17 protein-coding genes and 1 tRNA gene are annotated in these 17,768 nt (G+C 53.0%); 10 read left to right on the top strand and 8 right to left on the bottom strand.

Annotation, left to right across the window (positions count from 1 at the left end; all coding sequences use genetic code 11):
- Positions 1 to 34: 34 nt before the first annotated feature.
- Positions 35 to 694 (top strand): GcrA family cell cycle regulator, encoded by a 660-nt coding sequence (locus tag GM556_RS06635; RefSeq protein WP_196424784.1) that lies wholly within the window; start codon positions 35 to 37, stop codon positions 692 to 694.
- A gap of 98 nt (positions 695 to 792) precedes the next feature.
- On the opposite strand, the gene GM556_RS06630 is transcribed toward GM556_RS06635, so the two are convergent.
- Positions 793 to 1,293, bottom strand: a complete 501-nt coding sequence (locus GM556_RS06630) for a polymer-forming cytoskeletal protein (protein WP_155579628.1) — start codon at positions 1,291 to 1,293, stop codon at positions 793 to 795.
- Between the two features lie 250 nt (positions 1,294 to 1,543).
- Here GM556_RS06630 and GM556_RS06625 point away from each other — a divergent pair, with 250 nt between their 5' ends.
- On the top strand, positions 1,544 to 2,530 hold the full coding sequence (locus GM556_RS06625) for an adenosine kinase (RefSeq protein WP_155579627.1): 987 nt from the start codon (positions 1,544 to 1,546) through the stop codon (positions 2,528 to 2,530).
- A 27-nt stretch (positions 2,531 to 2,557) separates the two neighbouring features.
- On the opposite strand, the gene hpnK is transcribed toward GM556_RS06625, so the two are convergent.
- From hpnK to GM556_RS06605, 4 genes are all read right to left on the bottom strand, one after another.
- Positions 2,558 to 3,394, bottom strand: coding sequence for a hopanoid biosynthesis-associated protein HpnK (gene hpnK, locus GM556_RS06620; protein WP_155579626.1), 837 nt, complete (start codon positions 3,392 to 3,394; stop codon positions 2,558 to 2,560).
- Between the two features lie 12 nt (positions 3,395 to 3,406).
- Positions 3,407 to 4,831: a hopanoid biosynthesis associated radical SAM protein HpnJ gene (gene hpnJ, locus GM556_RS06615; RefSeq protein ID WP_155579625.1), complete on the bottom strand. Its 1,425-nt coding sequence runs from the start codon at positions 4,829 to 4,831 to the stop codon at positions 3,407 to 3,409.
- A gap of 84 nt (positions 4,832 to 4,915) precedes the next feature.
- Positions 4,916 to 6,106 (bottom strand): bacteriohopanetetrol glucosamine biosynthesis glycosyltransferase HpnI, encoded by a 1,191-nt coding sequence (hpnI, locus tag GM556_RS06610; protein ID WP_155579624.1) that lies wholly within the window; start codon positions 6,104 to 6,106, stop codon positions 4,916 to 4,918.
- Positions 6,107 to 6,227: 121 nt separating this feature from the next.
- Complete coding sequence (locus GM556_RS06605) at positions 6,228 to 6,887, bottom strand: ABC transporter substrate-binding protein (RefSeq protein ID WP_155573782.1); 660 nt, start codon at positions 6,885 to 6,887, stop codon at positions 6,228 to 6,230.
- A 351-nt stretch (positions 6,888 to 7,238) separates the two neighbouring features.
- Between GM556_RS06605 and hpnH the strand changes: the two genes are divergently transcribed.
- The 6 genes from hpnH (at position 7,239) to GM556_RS06575 (ending at position 12,123) form a co-directional block, all read left to right on the top strand.
- A complete protein-coding gene (gene hpnH / locus GM556_RS06600; RefSeq protein WP_155573781.1) occupies positions 7,239 to 8,435 on the top strand; it encodes an adenosyl-hopene transferase HpnH in 1,197 nt (398 codons plus the stop codon).
- A gap of 71 nt (positions 8,436 to 8,506) precedes the next feature.
- On the top strand, positions 8,507 to 9,799 hold the full coding sequence (locus tag GM556_RS06595; protein ID WP_155573780.1) for a hemolysin family protein: 1,293 nt from the start codon (positions 8,507 to 8,509) through the stop codon (positions 9,797 to 9,799).
- Between the two features lie 248 nt (positions 9,800 to 10,047).
- Positions 10,048 to 10,461: an RNA polymerase-binding protein DksA gene (gene dksA / locus GM556_RS06590; RefSeq protein WP_155573779.1), complete on the top strand. Its 414-nt coding sequence runs from the start codon at positions 10,048 to 10,050 to the stop codon at positions 10,459 to 10,461.
- 58 nt (positions 10,462 to 10,519) lie between these two features.
- Positions 10,520 to 10,594, top strand: a tRNA-Thr gene (locus GM556_RS06585).
- Positions 10,595 to 10,645: 51 nt separating this feature from the next.
- Entirely contained in the window at positions 10,646 to 10,999 is a 354-nt protein-coding gene (locus GM556_RS06580; protein ID WP_155573778.1) for an arsenate reductase, read from the top strand.
- An 83-nt stretch (positions 11,000 to 11,082) separates the two neighbouring features.
- Positions 11,083 to 12,123 carry a hypothetical protein gene (locus GM556_RS06575; RefSeq protein WP_155579622.1) on the top strand — a complete coding sequence of 347 codons (1,041 nt, stop codon included), beginning with the start codon at positions 11,083 to 11,085 and terminating at the stop codon, positions 12,121 to 12,123.
- Between the two features lie 6 nt (positions 12,124 to 12,129).
- On the opposite strand, the gene GM556_RS06570 is transcribed toward GM556_RS06575, so the two are convergent.
- Positions 12,130 to 13,674 carry a glycosyltransferase family 2 protein gene (locus tag GM556_RS06570; RefSeq protein ID WP_155573776.1) on the bottom strand — a complete coding sequence of 515 codons (1,545 nt, stop codon included), beginning with the start codon at positions 13,672 to 13,674 and terminating at the stop codon, positions 12,130 to 12,132.
- Positions 13,664 to 14,137, bottom strand: coding sequence for a hypothetical protein (locus GM556_RS06565; protein WP_155579621.1), 474 nt, complete (start codon positions 14,135 to 14,137; stop codon positions 13,664 to 13,666). The genes GM556_RS06570 and GM556_RS06565 overlap by 11 nt, the downstream gene beginning before the upstream one ends.
- 144 nt (positions 14,138 to 14,281) lie before the next feature.
- Here GM556_RS06565 and gap point away from each other — a divergent pair, with 144 nt between their 5' ends.
- Together gap and GM556_RS06555 are read left to right on the top strand one after the other, a co-directional pair.
- The gene (gene gap, locus GM556_RS06560) at positions 14,282 to 15,304 is read left to right on the top strand and encodes a type I glyceraldehyde-3-phosphate dehydrogenase (protein ID WP_099026950.1); all 1,023 of its coding nucleotides are present in this window, start codon (positions 14,282 to 14,284) and stop codon (positions 15,302 to 15,304) included.
- 2 nt (positions 15,305 to 15,306) lie between these two features.
- On the top strand, positions 15,307 to 16,500 hold the full coding sequence (locus GM556_RS06555; protein WP_155579620.1) for a phosphoglycerate kinase: 1,194 nt from the start codon (positions 15,307 to 15,309) through the stop codon (positions 16,498 to 16,500).
- A gap of 150 nt (positions 16,501 to 16,650) precedes the next feature.
- Here GM556_RS06555 and rpoH read toward each other — a convergent pair whose 3' ends face one another.
- Positions 16,651 to 17,556 (bottom strand): RNA polymerase sigma factor RpoH, encoded by a 906-nt coding sequence (rpoH, locus tag GM556_RS06550; protein WP_155573773.1) that lies wholly within the window; start codon positions 17,554 to 17,556, stop codon positions 16,651 to 16,653.
- Positions 17,557 to 17,768 lie beyond the last annotated feature (212 nt).

The raw sequence follows: 17,768 nt of genomic DNA, 5'->3' as shown, positions 1-17,768 counted from the left end.
GCTACGGGCAGGAGTGGAGAGAGCAGCAATGGCTATGGAATGGACAGATGAGCTGATTGCTCGTCTTAAAGAATTGTGGGAGCAAGGTCTCTCCACAGCGGAGATTGGCCGTCAGCTTTCTATTACAAAAAATGCGGTTGTTGGTAAGGCTCATCGTCTTAACTTACCCTCGCGCCCGTCCCCCATCCGTAATAAAACCGCTACGGAGGGCGGGGCCAAGCCTGCGCGCCCGCGTGCTAGTCGTGCTAAAAAAACTGCTGAGGGAGAGGCCCCAGCTGCCACAGCGAAGCAGAAAAAGGCATCCGCTGTGACGGAGGAGCTGTTCGCTACGCCCCCTGTGGAGGAGAAGGCGAAGGTAGAAAAGCCGAAGAAGCTTGCCTCAAAGCCGCAGGAGGTGCCGGCGGTACCGCCTACCCCTCAAAAGACAGTTGCGGTTGATGAGCCAGCATTAAAGGATGTAGAGGAGGCGAGCCGCCCTGCTGTTGTGGCTGCGCCGCGTAAGGTTGCGCCGCCGCGCCGGGTACGGGAGGTGATGGATCGCGCCACACGACAAGGGCCAACATGCCAATGGCCCCATGGGGATCCTGGTACGCCGGAGTTTCATTTTTGTGGGGCTACCCCTCTTGCGGGCAAGCCTTATTGTGCTGAGCATGCGGCCATAGCTTATGTAAAGATTCGAGACCGCCGCCATTAAAATGGCCATATAAGCGGTACAAAAAAGCTGCCAGTCCTTTAAGGAAGCTGGCAGCTTTTTTGTAAGCTGAGGCCATAGCGTAACAGATAGAGCCGGGCTTAGGCGTGATGAGACCCGGTGCTATGTTTTTCGCTCTCATGATGGTGGGACACGTTATGGTCTTTATTGCCGGGGAGGGCTGAGGTAATCATGCCCAACTTCCCTGTGACTTGGCCGCCTTCATCGACCTGCAAGCGGCGACATTCTGCATTGCCGAGTAGCCGCCCACTAGCGCGGATAGTAAGCATATTGCGGACAGTGAGGTCACCTTCTAGTGTGCCAGCAACTTCAGCCGTTCCCGCTTCTGCTGAACCATGAAAGTGCCCGTCGGGGGCGATGATAAGTTCTTTCACCGTTAAATGTTCTACAGCAACTGTCCCTTCGACAATGAGACGTTCAATATTCTCAATCGAGCCGCGGATGGTGATGCTGTTATGGACGATGAGAGTCCGCGCATTGTCAACTGTGCGTGTTTTTTCTTGGTGATTATTGCGGTTGGGGGTTATCCGCTGGCGGGGAGCGGGACCCGGCATAGGGGAGGGGGGAGTAGGTAGAGACATGATTTCCTTTAATCAGGCGATAGAGTAGCACGCAATAACGGCACATCTCCTAAGGGGAGCCATGCCGAACTCTGCCCTGTCATCAGGCGTATCCCTAAAATAGAGGGAAGTCGTGCCCTTGGCTAGGTAATCCATGCAGGTAAGTGCATCTTTTCCTTATCACGAGAGGATAAAGAGAGATGGCTCTACAAGGTCTGAAGGTTATGGTAGGGAATATTTAATGTCAGACTATAAAAGAAAGTGACCTATCATGTCCGCTACCCCTCCGAAATATGACCTTTTATGCATTGGCAATGCCATCGTGGATGTGCTGGCAACTGTCACGCCAGAGCTGTTGGCAGAGTTTGGGGCTGTACCGGGGAGCATGACGCTCATTGATGCTGCTACCATGGCAAAGTTGGAGCAGCGTATCCATATCGAGCATGTAGCAGGGGGTGGCTCAGCAGCGAATAGTGTGGTTGTTGCTGCGCGTATGGGGGCAAAAACAGCTTATCTTGGTAAGGTTGCAGCCGATAAAGCGGGCGAGGATTTTACAGCGGATTTACGCAAACAGGGTATAGATGTCCCCTCCACGCCCCTAGCGGCTGGCGAGGCTATTCCTACAGCGCGTTGCATTGTGTTGATTACGCCCGATGGCCAACGCACGATGTTTACATATCTAGGGGCTTGTGTGGAGTTCACACCCCATGATGTTTTAGAGAATATCGTGGCCGAGTCGGCTATTACCTACCTTGAGGGTTATTTATTTGATCGCCCCCAAGCGCAGGAGGCTTTTTATCAGGCAGCCCGTTTAGCGCATAAAGCGGGGCGTAAGGTCTCTTTAACGCTCTCTGATAGTTTCTGCATCCAACGTCATCAGGCAGCTTTCCGGGATTTTGTGGCAGAATCGGTTGATATCCTCTTTGCCAATGAGGCTGAGATTCTCGCCCTTTACGAGACAGAGACGCTTGATGATGCTTTAAAAGCCCTCTCTCATGATGTTGCCCTTGGTGTTGTGACCCGTGGGGAGAAGGGGGCTGTTATCCAAGCGGGTGAGGAACGGCACGATGTCCCCACTAAGCCGGTGAAGCTGGTTGATACGACTGGTGCGGGTGATGCTTTTGCAGCGGGCTTCCTCGCAGGCTATAGCCGCCATCATTCTCTTGTGGAGTCTGCGCGGTTAGGCAATGAGGCTGCGGGCCATGTGATTGCTCGCCTTGGTGGTCGTCCAGGTGCGGATTTTGCCCTTAAAGCCTAAGGCGTAGCACTAGGGGGCGCGGTGTGTTTACAGCGCGTCCCATGTTGTCAGTTGGATGTTATGTGGGGCGAGTAACGCGCGCGTAGCAGGGTCTGTTAAGGCAGCTAGCTCTTGCTCTGGCTGATAGCCGGGCATGAGGGCAGCCATTTGTGCGTTTTGGCTCTTGGCGGGGTGGAAATAAACCTCACTCACCCCGGCAGGGAGTTGAGGGATGAGGCGTTGGATGCGCTCTGGCGTCATATGGCCAGACCACCGCAAACCAAAGCAGGAATCGTTGGTTTTCATCCCGGCTTTCCAAATTTGCCAGCGTAGGACACGCGTCCATTGCTCCAACGCGCAGTCACCTAGGTGAGGCGTTTCCCCCATGGGGCCCGCAGGTTCCATAGGTGTGCGAACGGCCTTTAACCCATAGATTTTGCCCGTTTGGAGCAGTAAATGCCCGATTGTGGGATGGAGATGCATATGCTTATGCGCATTGGCATGGTCCAACCGCAGCCCTGTGCGTGCAAATTGCTGGAATTGAGCGTGGATTTCCTTCTTTAACGCAGAGCGCGTAGCGGGAGAGAAGAAATATTGAAAGCCCAGCCCTACTTGATTCCGACCAAACCAGCCTTTTTCATCCGTAATAACAGGCAGATGCAGGCAGGAATCGCCCTCTATAACGACAAGATGTAACCCCAACCGGAGGTCTGGCATACGTTGGGCACGGCGTAGAGCGTCCTCAAAAGCCGGGGCGGCAACCATGAGGCTTGCCGTGCTGAGGAGGCCTTTGCGATGGGCCTCCTCAATCGCCTCATTGACCTCCACACTCATACCGAAATCATCAGCAGAGAAAATAACACGGCGTTGTGTAGAGGTATTCATGCGGCGTTTGCCTTAGGCAGAATGACGCTGACGGAGGAACTGGAAGAACTCCACACCCTCACGCAAGCGGCGTTTGAGCATTTGTGGGTCAGTTGCCATTTCCTTCAAGATAGCGAAAATCTTGGAGGGGCGGAAATAGAACTCCTTATAGAAGGTCTCCACGCTCTTAAAGATTTCCGTATGGGAGAGATGGGGGTAATGCAGCGGGGCAATCTGCACACCATTCTCGTCAATCAGCTCAGCTTCATCAAGATTCAGCCAGCCATTCTCAGAGGCCTGCTTATGCAGGAATGTCCCCGGATAAGGAGCTGCGAGAGAGACCTGTAATGTGTGCGGGTCAATCTCTTTAGCATATTGGATGGTTTCGCGGATGGTCTCGCGTGTTTCACCGGGCAGACCAACAATGAAGGTCCCGTGAATCTTAATGCCCAGCTTGTGGCAGTTTTTGGTGAACTCACGGGCTGTCTCAATCCGCATACCTTTTTTGATGTTATGCAGGATTTGTTGATTACCGCTCTCATACCCTACCAGCAGCAAGCGTAAGCCGTTATCACGCAGAACTTTTAGCGTGTCATAAGGGACATTGGCTTTAGCATTGCAGGACCATGTTACACCCAGCTTGCCCAGCTCCCGTGCGATGGCCTCTGCGCGGGGGAGGTCATCGGTGAAGGTATCATCATCAAAGAAGAACTCTTTCACCTGCGGGAAGTATTTCATCGCAAGCTTAATTTCAGCGGCTACATGCTCTGGGCTGCGGGTACGGTAGCGGTGCCCACCCACAGTTTGCGGCCAAAGGCAGAAGGTGCAGCGGGACTTACACCCACGGCCTGTATAGATGGAGATATAAGGATGCTTGAGATAACCGATGAAGTAATCTTCAATCCGTAGGTCGCGCTTATAAACCTCCGTTACGAAGGGGAGGCTATCCATATCCTCAATCATCGCACGGTCTTTATTGGTGATAATCTCACCATTTTCATTACGCCATGTGATGCCATCAACCTCTGCGAGAGGTTTCCCCTCGGCAATCTCTTTGATGGTGAAGTCGAACTCATTGCGGGCTACGAAGTCGATCGGGCTGCCTTGGGCAAGGCTCTCATCGGGCTGGACGGCAACTTTTGCGCCAACCATACCAATCTTCAGCTTCGGGTTGGCGTCCTTCAGCATTTGTGCCACGCGGACATCAGAGGGGAAGGAGGGTGTGGAGGTGTGCATGATGACGAGATCACGATTCTTCACATCCTCAAGGATAGGCCCCATGCCCATTTTAGCCGGTGGAGCGTCAATCAAGCGAGAGCCGGGGACCATTGCTGCAGGTTGGGCCAACCATGTAGGATACCAGAAGGAGCGAATCTCTCGCTTCGCCTGATAACGTGAGCCAGCACCACCATCAAAGCCGTCGAAGGATGGGGGCTGTAGAAACAATGTTCTCAACATGTATGGACACTCCTGATAATGTCGGGCCTGTCAACGCCGGTTTCGTTGATCAGGATTAAGGGGCACGATCGTTGTTGGGGTTCGTTATAGGGACTTCGTACGTGTTTTGCCACGGGAGATGTGCATTGTCTGCCCCCGCCATGTTACACGCGAGCCACGGGCACTTCCGAGCATCACACAAGCAGAGAGGCAGTCTCGGAATATAAGGAAAGGGAAAATGCCGGGTAAAGCGCAGTTTGTCAGGTGGTTAATGCGCCGTGTCACGGCTCCACGGCAGAGCATCCCTCCTATCAACAAGCCCCATGAAAAACGGCGCGATGGTGCAAAAAGGACACACAACACCCCCCAGAAAAGCGGTAACTGTAGGACAGAAAGCCCATATCCAAGAGGCTCCACACTCCGAACCGTTCGTCCCCAGCGTAGCTCATGGGTGAAAAGGTCCTTTAGGGAGGTCTCGGTGATAGTCGTCTGGCATAAAGTCCGCGCAAGGGCAATCTCCCCCCCATTACGGCGGATAAGCTGGCCTAGCACGGCATCATCAGCGACATGAGAGACAAGGGCCTCAAACCCACCAATCTGTTGTAAATGCGTTCGTTTGAGGGCCATCGTAGCCCCGAGGCAATCTTGACGCCCCATGAGGCGGGACATCATCACACCGGGAAGGAAGTTGGTGTTAATGCTGTGGGCGCCCAATATGCGGGTGAGGCTGGGGCTAGCAGGTAAGCCCGCATATAGTGTGGTTACAAGCTGAACCTTCTCTTGTTGGAATGCTTTAACAATATGCGTGATGTAATCTGGGCTGACATGAATATCGGAATCAGAGATGATCAAAATGTCATGTCGGCAAGAGGGATACATATTGATGAGGTTACTGACCTTACGATTAGGGCCATGTAAGGCATCATCAATAATGATTGTTACATCGTGATGAGGATAACGCTGCTGGAGGCGGCGAATTACCGGTAAAGCCGTATCATCTTCTTTATGTAGGCCGAAGATGATTTGATAGGATGGGTAATCCTGCTGGAAGAAGCTTTCTAATGCATCTTCAAGGCGTGGCTCATCCCCATGTACCGGCTTCATGAGCGTAACGCTGGGGCTTAGAGCCTCTTGGTTGTGAGAGGAAGCCTCGCGCTGATAGGGGGCAGGCCGACCGGGGATGCGCACATTCTGGCAGAAACGAGAGAGTAAGCTTGTCCCGATGAGATTCTGCACATGCCCCGCTAGTGAAAAAGCTCCGCTCAGGGCGGAGGCTATCGCAAAGAGTGGGGCCATCAATCAAGATACCTCATGAGAATGGAGGGAAGGGCGTTTTTCTAAGCTTTTCATCACGTCTGCCCAGCGGAGTGGGATACAAATTATAATGTAGGTGGACGTGATGAAAAGCTATCGCAAATTATTCGCGGAGGAAATCGTCAGCTTTGGTGGTGAGGCTACGCGCTAGGCCGTTTGCTCCTTTCTCGTTGAAGATTGTCTTAAAATCAGCCCGTTGAGCAGCAACTTGGCTGATGTGACCATCTAGCAAAATATCGGTGATGCGCCAGCCGTCGGGACCTTGGGCCATGACATAGTCAATGGGTGTTGGTGTCCCATTAGGGTCATCTTTCCCGCCGATAGTGGTGTGGACGATGGTCCGTCCATCCTGCTGGATCGTGTTTACAACGGTAAAGACAGCATCTGTTCCCGGCTTAAAGGTAGAGACATAACGCGCTACGGTGAAATGTTTAAAAGCTGCCAATAGGTCGTTTTTTTCAGCAGTAGAAAGATGGTCGTAATGTAGCCCGATGGAGCGTTTGAGGATGGACTCCATATCAAAAGCATGCTCAACGAACGGCGCGATCATTGCGCTGCGTTTGCTCATATTGGCAGAGGAATGTTCAGACTTATCCAAGGCCTTATATAAGGCTTCTATCGGGGCTTGTGGCGTTGTAGCAACAGGGGTGGCAGATGCCGAACTCCGGCTTGCCAGTGCGGGATGAACCCCAAGAGTGGAGACAGTCCCTATAGCGAGGGCCATCATTCCAAGGGAAGAGATAAGACAACGTTTCATGGACATGCTCTTTCCTCCTATGCGTCCTTTTATGCAAGAGGCGATGGGGCAGTTTGCAAGGGTACGCCTTGCAGGATTTCGTATAACTGTGTTGAATCTGCTACAGTTAGCGAGACAGTATAGCGCATTGCCGCCGGATAAACGAGTCCACAGTAAGAAGGAAAAGAGAGAATCTTCCACCGAATCCTCTAGTGAGGGTGTAGGGCTTAGTTCGTTAAGCTTGCATTTCTGCGCTGCTTCTGCGAGAGGGAAGCGGTGCAGGCTCGGCAGTCTCATTCTGGCGCGTCTGTCGGGCTATGTGCCACGGGTGGTCTGATACCGTGATTCAGCTCAGGAAGATATTATCAGAGGATTATAATGGCCGTACCATTGATGCAGGCTGTCCGAGTTGGACGGTACGTTCTCAAGCAGCACCTCACAGGGCGCAAGCGTTACCCGCTTGTGTTGATGCTTGAGCCGCTGTTCCGCTGCAATTTGGCTTGCGCGGGCTGTGGCAAGATTGATTATCCAGCGAAGATTCTTAACCAGCGTATGAGCTATCAAGAATGTCTTGATGCGGATACTGAAGCTGGTGCCCCAGTGATTGCTGTGGCGGGGGGAGAGCCCCTCTTACATAAAGAGATGCCACAGATTATTGCGGGCCTCGTGGCGCGTAAAAAATATGTGTATCTCTGCACGAATGGCCTTTTGTTAGAGAAGAAGATCGATGACTATAAACCATCACCTTTCTTCTCGTGGGACATCCATCTCGATGGTGACCAGCAGATGCATGATTCGTCCGTCTGCCAAGAAGGGGTGTATGATCGTGCGGTGAAGGCCATTAAATTGGCAAAATCCAAAGGCTTCCGCGTCTCTATTAACTGCACCTTGTTTGATGGTGCTAAGCCAGAGCGTGTTGCAGCTTTTTTTGATGAAGTCATGCGCCTAGGCGTTGATGGTGTGATGACAGCACCGGGCTATGCTTATGAGCGTGCCCCGGACCAAGAGCACTTCCTTAATCGCCAAAAGACGAAGACCCTTTTCCGGGATATTTTCCGCTTGGGTAAGGGCCATAAATGGCGGTTTACGCAGTCTCCTTTGTTCCTCAACTTCTTAGCAGGCAACGAGACATATCATTGTACCCCATGGGGTAAGCCGTTGCGGACCGTCTTTGGTTGGCAGCGTCCTTGCTATTTGTTGGGTGAAGGTTACGCTAAGACCTTCAAGGAGCTGATGGATGATACAGCGTGGGACCAGTACGGTACCGGTGCGTATGAGAAATGCGCCGATTGTATGGTCCATTCTGGCTATGAATCCACAGCGGTGATGGATGCAGTGCAGCGTCCTTGGCATTTCATCAAAGTAGCGTTGCAAGGGCCAGAGACGGAAAAGCCCATGGCTCCGGAGATATCGTTAGCGAATCAGCGGCCTGCCTCTTACGGGTATGATGCTGAGGTAGCGCGCCAGATGGAGCGGCTTGAAGGCGAGGACGCTAAGCGCGGCAAACCGGCTCGTGGTCCACGCGTACGCATTAACGGGCAGAGTGAAAGCCCAGCCCCGGCCCCGGCAAAGTAGGGCCATATTTCCTGCTCTGATTTTCTCGTCATTACCTTGTGATGGCGGGCTTATCAGGGCAGGATAGTTTTATGATGATTCCTATCCTTATAATTATTCTGCTCATCGTCCTTAATGGTGTTTTCGCCACGGGTGAGCTAGCTCTTATCTCTGCCAAACGCGCCCGGTTGTCCCATCTTGCACAAACAAAAGTTGCTGGGGCAGAGCGTGCATTAAAGCTGGCGGAAAATCCTCAAAACTTTTTGCCGACTGTGCAGATAGGTATGACCCTTGTCTCTATCTTGGAGGGGGCATTTGGGGGCAGCCAGATTGAGGAATCACTTCAGCATTACATTGAGCATTGGGCTATTTTTCAACCATTTGCTGGTGAGCTATCCATCATTATTGTGGTGGCGTGTATCACGTTTGCCATGTTGGTCTTTGGGGAGCTTGTGCCCAAACAAATCGCATTGCAGCGACCAGAGGCTATAGCCATTCATCTCTCTGCGCCGCTTTTGGCCTTATCTTGGTGTACGCGCCCGGTTGTGTGGTTGCTCAGTAAGACCTCTAATTGTGTGCTGCAACTTGTGGGGATAGGCTCTCTCCCGCGTGCCACTGTAACGGAGGAGGAGCTTAAAGCCGTCCTGCAAGAGGGAATGCAAGCGGGGATTTTGGAAACGGAGGAGCGTGAGATTATCGAGCGTCTGCTTCGCTTAGCGGATCGTCCCGTTCGTGCGATTATGACGCCACGCAATGAGCTGTTTTGGATAGACCGTAATGCGGATGAGGAGACGCTGGTTAGTAAGTTGCGGCAGTCTTCTTACGGGCGGATTGTTGTTTGTGAGGACAATGTGGACCATCCAGTCGGTGTGATGCTGGCTAAGGATGTGATGGACCGACTGTTGTTAGGTTTGCCCCTTTCGATTGATGCTGTATTGCGCACCCCGCCCGCTATTCCAGATAGCCTTACAGCTCAAGGGATGATTGAGCGTTTGAAGGGGATTTCCCTCGGTATAGTCTTTGTCTTTGATGAATATGGCTCTTTTGAAGGCATCGTTACACCCTCTGATGTTTTTGAGGCGATTATTGGGGATGAGGCCCTAGATGCGTCCTCTCAAAAACGGCATGAGGTGGATGGGAAAGAGGAATATATCCTTGATGGTTTCATGCCGATTGATGATGTATGCACACGGCTGGACCTACCCCCAATGGTTGAGGATGGGCGGTATCATACATTAGGCGGGGCTTTGATGGCTCTATTACGCCGTGTCCCTGCGCAGGGGGATAAGGTGGTGTTCTCTGGCTGGTTGTTTGAAGTGTTAGAGACAGAACGCCGCCGTGTTGTGAGGGTGCGTGTTAGCCGCCGCGCGTTGGCACAAAATTAATGCGTTATCAGGGTGAACTTGCTGCCTTTGCAGAGAATATGCGTTCTTTCATAAAGGGTGTTTTTATTTAAGTGGCTATGGGCATCAATTATTAAACTATTATTAAAATAATGAAGATTTCCTAAAAAACCTCCTAATCTACCTTGCGTGCTTTTTTGAGAGCGATATAAACCGAGGCAACATCCTTTCTGCTAGTGCGCTGTAGCAGCTCTGTGGGAAAGGTAGCGTGTTGTGAGGAGACGTTGCACATGATTACGCTTTCACCCGACTATCGTCCTTCTGAGGATGAAGAGTTTATGAATGAACGGCAATTAGCGTATTTTAAGCAAAAATTGCTGCATTGGCGGATGGACCTTCTCAAAGAGGCGGGGGAGACGTTAGCGAGTCTTTCCGAAGGGGGCATCCACGAGGCTGATCTAACAGACCGCGCAACAGTGGAGACGGACCGTGCTTTTGAGCTAAGAACGCGTGACCGTGCGCGTAAGTTAATCATCAAGATTGATATGGCGTTGGCACGGATTGAGGATGGGTCTTACGGTTATTGTGAGGAGACAGGCGAGCCTATCGGTCTGCAACGTCTGGAGGCACGGCCTATTGCCATATTGTCGCTAGAAGCACAAGAACGGCATGAGCGGCACGAAAAGATTTATCGTGATGACTAATTAAGGGTTGCACGGAGAGGGCGAACAGGCTAGGTAACCCGCCATAGGTTTTCGCAAGGCTGCTGTAGCTCAGTGGTAGAGCACTCCCTTGGTAAGGGAGAGGTCGCGAGTTCAATCCTCGCCAGCAGCACCATGATGAGACCATCTCCCCCTTTTAGAGTTCTTTTGCAAGAAAGCCGCCTTCATGGCTGATGTGATTACCCTTTACGGGATTAAGACCTGCTCCACCGTTAAGAAGGCTATGAAATGGCTGGAGGAGGCAGAGATACCCTTCCACTACCATGATGTCCGTAAGGATGGTGTGACCTCGGCTTTGCTAGAGGCATGGTGCGCTACAGTGGGGTGGGAGAAGCTGTTGAATCGTTCTAGCCTGACCTTCCGTCGTTTGGATGAGGCGGAGAAAGAAGGGTTGGATGAAGCGAAAGCTGTGGCTCTCATGCTGGCTCATCCGACTTTGATTCGCCGCCCTGTTACGGTGAAGGGTGAGCAGATGATGGTGGGGTTTAAGCCAGAACTTTATGAGGCCTTTTTCGCTTAAAGCAGTGTGGTCTCGCTCTTTGTTTTTTAGGATGCTACAAGGCCCCTTTTCTGGGGCCTTTATTGTTGGAGGAGGGGTAAGTCATGGAGGTATTTTCACGGCGTATTCCTTCTCCCCCAAGGCGAGAGGGGGAGGCAGCGTATCCCCTTTTTGCGCCGGAGCAGGTTTTAACGCTCTTTCAGCGGCGATGCGCGGATATATGCAGCCGGTTTGAGGAGTGGCGTACACCGATACGTGTAAAGGGCGTGATAGGTGAGGTCCCCGTTGAGCGTTGGCGGCGGCGGGAGGCAACCCCGTTGCTAGATGCCCATACAGGGGCGGCTCTTTTGTTGGAGATTCCCCCCGCTTTGGTAGCGGAAGAAGGCTTGCGCACGGGCGAGACGGTACAGGTCATAGGGGTGTTGCGCGCCCACGCGCAACAAGGGCAGCTCACATTACGGATGGATGTTCTTTCCCTTACGCGTGATGCGCTGGAGGAGGCTCATCGCCAGAGTGAGATGGTGATGGAGCTTATGCGTAGTCTCCCACCACGTCGGCGTGCCTTTCCTACGCAGGAGGGGGCCCGGATGCTACTGCTTGGCCTTGGTGTGGGTAGCGAGCGGCTGGCCCATATGGTGCATGCTCTTGGGGGATTATGGTCGGAGCGTAACGTGACGTTACGCGCCGTCTCCGAAGCGGAAGGGCCGGAGGCTCTACAGAACTTATCGCAGATAGAGCATGAGATTATATTTTTGATTATGGCAAAGGGGCATCTTTCTGCATGGGAGCAGCCCGCATGTATTAAGGCCCTATCGCGCTGCCCAGCTTATCGTATTCTAGCTTGCGATGGCGGAGGCGATGAACAGGAGGGAGGGACCCTTTTAGCGCATTTAGTGGAGCAGTATTTCACAACGCCGTTAGAGGCCGCAGAGTTTATCCGGTATCAGAGTGTGGAACATCGCCAGAGGCAGGATGAGGAACGTGCTCATCAAGAAGAAGTAGAGGCATTGCGGACAAGCCTTGCCGCTCTTACCCAACGTCCTACCGAAGGGCCGCCCCGCCTTTCTATGCTCGCCCTTACCCTTGGTGTGGTTTTGGGGGTGAGCCTTATAGTAGCGGGGCATTGGTTTTTAGGGCTGTTTTAGCCGCATTTATGGTAGAAAAGCAGGCCGTGCAGTAAAGCGGGGCAAGAACTCCTCCAGCATGGGGGCTAATGTGCGTAAATGCTGTGCGGAATCAGGTGATAACAGCAATAGCGCGCGTTGTAGGTCTTGCGGCTGGGTATGGGCATGGCCTGCTACCCAAAGGAGCAACCCGCGTACGCTGAGGCCATCTTCTTCATCCATAGGGGGAAGCGGCGTAAAGAGCATGGAGGGTGGCACGGCAGCGGGAATCATTTCCAACGGGGTGCTGGCATGGCCCGTTTCGTGCGGCAAATGGATGCTGCGCGTTTTAGGGTCGAAGCTGATACGCAAACTAGTCATGCTGAAGGGACAAGGCGCATCCCCAAGGGTAAAGGGCGTTTCATCTTGCGTATAAAGCGTAAGGAGATGCGGGATACTCTCCTGCCAGAAGCCTGCAAAGGGGCGGTGTTGTTCTGGTGGGTCACATTCCAGTAACTGCCCCTCAGATGTGCGGAGGAGAATCGTACGACCAGGATTATAAGGAGCGGCGACTTGCGGGTTGAGGGCAAGCATATCCTCTAAGGAGGGGCGCACGCGGTCATAATGGAAGGCATCATGGCGGACATGGTCTTCCAAAGTGAGGTCATGGTCTTGCAAAAACCATTCAGCCCGTTTTTCGTCTAATTGTTGTGCTGCAAGCTCACGCAAGCGTGCCAACCCGGAGATGAGGGCACTTTCTCGCATCTGGTTAGCAAGCTGACGCATATGCACAATTTTGTCATGCGCTGGTGTGGTTATCTGCTCATTACGGTCATAATGAGCGCGCATAGCGGGGGGAAGCTCGGCCTCATCATGCGCTTGGGCACAGATATAATGTTGGATACAACCGCCTTGCCACGGGGCCACAAGTAAGTCAGCGTCATCAGGACGGTATGGCTGCCCATCAGCCCGGATGATGGCCTCGGAGGGGAGGTCAAGCAGGTGCGGATTCGTCAGAGCTTCGGGTTTAGCCAAATGATCGAGTCGGGCAAGCAAACGGACAAAATGATGGTCGTGGAATGATTCTGGGGCATGCCACGGATAATTGGCAACAATATGACCAGGCGGGGGACGAAGTTGTCCCGCCGTCCCATAAATACGCCAGTGAAGGGCAATCGCCGCCGTGTCTTCTTGAACTTTTTGGAGGAGAGAATCTAGCTCATGCTCTGGGTTAAGATACTCGTCTGCATCAAGAATCGCGACCCAATTTTCAGCTATATCGCTCTCATCGTCACTATCAGGCTGGTCTAGCTCTTGTGTGATGTGGCGCAGATGAGCGAGGGCATGACGTGTAAGCTCTAAGCGGCGCTTCTCGGCGGGGAGAGTCTCATCCAACTCCACAGGATGCCACGAGATAGGCCAGTCTGCTTGGTAAGCTTGGCTTATCTGACGCGCATTATCAAAGGCTCCAGCATCAATAATGGCGATATGTTCGACTCCTAAGGCCAAATGCCATGCGAGCCATCCCGGTAGGGTATGGTCAGCTTTTTTAAGGAGGAGAGCGCAGGTAAGACGGGGACGCCTAGCGGACATAAATACGCACCATGTTGCTATGGACGGTGGGATCGGTACTCACACGCATATCCAATTGGATAGGACGCGCACCCGCAGCCAATATGTGATTAGCGACAGGGGAGACCAAGTTCTGCGTGAGAGTGTGTAAGGTTTCTCTTTCAGCTTCCGGCGTTTTTTGCATAGGTGCTATGCCTTGGACGGTAAAGAGGATGTTGCTTTTCCGGCTGAGAGCGAGCTTTGCGGCTTTTTCTACCGCTGGGCCGTATTCTTCCTCTGGTGTACCTTCAATAATTTGCAGGAAGGCAGGCTTACCGGGAGCTGCGACTGGCAAAGCAGGGGCCGCAACGCGCGGGGGCCTACCCGCCTGCGGGTCGAAGGTGCGTTGATCAATCGGATTACAGCCCCAAAGAGGGGTTGCCAGCAGCGCAAAAAGAGCGGTGCGGGCCCATAAAGCGGAACGGTGGGTATAGAAAACCATCATAGATGACTTACTCGCAGGAAGCGGGGCATGACGCAAGAGGGTAGCAGGCTTGCTTTAAAAACTTCATTTTCCCTCTGTTGCTCTGCCACAAGGGTGCTATGGATGGTACGTCCTTTAGCTACCAAATTATGGAGGAAGCGACCAATGGCCGTTAAAATTGCAATCAATGGGTTCGGGCGCATCGGGCGTCTGGTTCTTCGTGGGATTATCGAGAGCGGGCGCACAGATGTGGAGCCTGTACTGATTAACGATCTCGGTTCTGTGGAGGCCAACGCTCACCTCCTGAAGTATGACACCATCCATGGCCGCCTGCCGGCTGAAGTTGAGGTCGTCAATGGTGACCTGCTCATCAAGACCCATGCTGGTAAGACCATCGGGCCTATCAAGGTGACCTCTCAGCGTAACCCAGAAGAGATTCCGCTTCAGGGTGTTGATGTGGCGATGGAGTGCACAGGCCTCTTTACAGCACGCGATAAAGCTTCTGCTCTGCTGAAAGCTGGTGCAAAGCATGTGCTGATTTCCGCTCCGGGTAAGGATGCAGATGCCACCATCGTTTATGGTGTGAATAACGAGGCTCTGAAGCCGGGTATGCAGATCGTTTCCAACGGGTCCTGCACAACCAACTGTCTCTCCCCAGTCGCTGCTGTGCTGGATGACAAGTTCGGCATCGAGCGTGGTTACATGGTGACAGTTCACTCCTACACGGGTGACCAGCGCACAATCGACACACTGCATAAAGACCCACGCCGTGCGCGCGCTGCAGCTGTAAACATCATCCCGACCTCCACAGGGGCTGCCCGCGCTGTTGCGCTGGTTCTGCCACATCTGAAGGGCAAGCTGGATGGTACAGCGATTCGCGTCCCAACGCCGAACGTCTCCCTCGTCTCTTTGGACTTCGTGCCGAAGCGTAAGCCATCTTCCATCGAGGAAGTGAACGAGGCCGTGCGTGAGGCTTCTGAGGGCCGGCTGAAAGGCATCCTCGGCTACAATACAGAGCCGCTGGTGAGCCACGACTTCAACCATGTTGCCTTCTCCTCCACCTTCGATGCAACGCAGACAGCGTTGGTTGATGGCGGTGAGCTGGTCCGCATCTGCGCATGGTATGACAATGAGTGGGGCTTCTCCAACCGTATGTCCGACACAGCGTCTCTCTTTGGGAAACTCTGATCATGGCTTTTCGCACGCTAGATAAAGCGGAGGTACGCGGTAAACGCGTACTTCTCCGCGCTGACCTGAATGTCCCCATGCATGAAGGTGCCATCACCGATACAACGCGTATTGAGCGTGTGCTGCCGACCATCCGCGAGCTGATTGAGAAGGGGGCTAAGGTCATCCTTCTCAGCCACTTCGACCGTCCTAAAGGGAAGGTCGTGCCTGAGATGTCGCTGGCACCGGTGGGTAAGCGTCTGGGTGAGCTGCTAGGTCGCCCGGTTGCTTTTGCGTCCGACTGCGTTGGGCCAGAAGCTAAAAAGGCGGTTGATGCCCTAAAGGATGGCGATGTCCTCCTGTTGGAGAACACACGCTTCCACGCTGAGGAAGAGAAGAACGATCCTGCATTCTCTAAAGCATTGGCTGCTAATGGGGATATTTATATAGATGATGCGTTCTCTGCAGCTCACCGCGCTCATGCCTCGACAGAGGGTGTAGCCCATCTTCTGCCTGCTTATGCAGGCCGCTTGATGGAAGCTGAGTTGAAGGCTCTTTCTGCAGCTTTGGAGAATCCAAAACGCCCTGTTGGGGCCGTTATTGGTGGCTCCAAAATCTCCACGAAGCTGGACCTCATCGGCAACGTGTTGGATAAAGTGGATGTGCTGTTCATCGGTGGGGCTATGGCTAATACCTTCCTCGCTGCTGAGGGTGTGAAGGTTGGCAAGTCCCTCCAAGAGGCCGACATGCACGAGACAGCCCGCAAGATTGCCGCTCATGCTAAAGAGAAGGGCTGCAAGCTGGTTCTGCCAGTAGATGCCGTTGTCGCGCGTGAGTTCAAAGCGGGTGCGCCTTCTGAGGTTGTGCCGGTGGATAAGGTGCCTGATGACGCCATGATCCTCGATGCCGGGCCAAAAACAGCCGAGCTTATCTCCAAGCATTTAGCTGACCTTAAGACTCTGGTCTGGAATGGTCCGCTTGGTGCCTTTGAGATTGCCCCGTTTGATAAAGCAACGGTGGAAGTGGCTCAGGCCGCAGCGAAGCTGACTGAAGCAGGCAAGCTGCTTACAGTGGCAGGCGGTGGTGATACGGTTTCTGCTCTGCGTCATGCAGGTGTGGCAGACCGTATGAGCTACGTCTCCACAGCGGGCGGTGCCTTCCTCGAATGGCTGGAGGGTAAGACCCTTCCGGGTGTTGAGGTGCTACGCGCTAAATAAGACATTGGGTTAAACCGAGGTTTTAAAAAAGGCGGTTGTCCTTATGGGGCACCGCCTTTTTTGATGATGTTATTTACAAAAATGCGGCTCGTTAAAACGAACCGCAGTCTTGCAAGGATGAAAAAGGGCCAGAGGGGGAGAGGAGACGTTTTAAGCGTCATCCTCCGTGAAGCCTTGCTCCTTACGGCGGGCTTTTACGGCAGAAGCCATAGCCTTTTGTAATTTCTCCATCGCACGAGCTTCAATTTGACGAATACGCTCGCGTGAGACGCCGTAATGGTGGGAGAGTTCCTCCAAAGTGGAAGGGTCTTCCTTCAAGCGGCGTTCGGTGAGGATGTGACGCTCACGCTCATTAAGGGTTTGCATCGCTTCGGCGAGGAGGGCCTTACGGCCATTCATATCCTCATTTTCAGCTAGCGTATCTTCTTGGCTCTCATTTTGGTCCACAAGCCAGTCTTGCCATTCTTGCTCGCCATCAATGCGCAGTGGGGCATTAAGGCTATGATCCGGCGCGGTGAGGCGGCGATTCATGGAGATGACATCTTGCTCTGGCACACCGAGCGTCTTAGCAATATGGTCAATCTGCTCTGGTTGAAGGTCGCCTTCCTCATAAGCTTGCATCTGGCCTTTAAGGCGGCGGAGATTGAAGAAGAGTTTTTTCTGCGCCGCTGTGGTTCCCATTTTCACTAAGGACCAGCTATGGAGGATATATTCCTGAATAGCCGCACGAATCCACCACATAGCGTAAGTGGCTAAGCGGAAGCCGCGCTCTGGGTCAAAACGGCGGACAGCCTGCATCATACCGATATTGCCCTCGCTGATAAGCTCACTTACGGGCAGACCATAACCGCGATAGCTCATGGCAATTTTTGCAACAAGGCGCAGATGAGAGGTCACAAGCTCATGAGCAGCACTGCTATCATGCTTATCTCGCCAGCGGCGGGCTAAATCTAACTCTTGCTCGGATGTGAGGAGAGGAAAACGGCGGATTTCCTGAAGATAGCGGGATAAATTGGTCTCCGGCCCAATGGCAGGGAGAGTAGTGGGAGACTTCATATATATTCGACTCCTTGCACCTAGCTGGCGAAAGAAAGAGCAATCCTTACCCGTTCTTTCATCACAGGAATGATGCGCCCTCTTAGGGAGGTTAGTTCCTGCTTGTTCATATCTCCACCCCTAAATAAGGCAGTGGAGGCATGCGCTGCATTTAGGACTCCTACAGGTTCTATTCTTTTAATCGTTTTCATCGAAATGTTAAACTTAAGAAA

Origin of the sequence: Bombella sp. ESL0378 (assembly GCF_009725845.1) — a bacterium.
In the GTDB taxonomy this organism is placed as follows: domain Bacteria; phylum Pseudomonadota; class Alphaproteobacteria; order Acetobacterales; family Acetobacteraceae; genus Bombella; species Bombella pollinis.
Note: the sequence above shows the minus strand (reverse complement) of the source record. Positions and strands in the feature narration are given on the sequence as shown.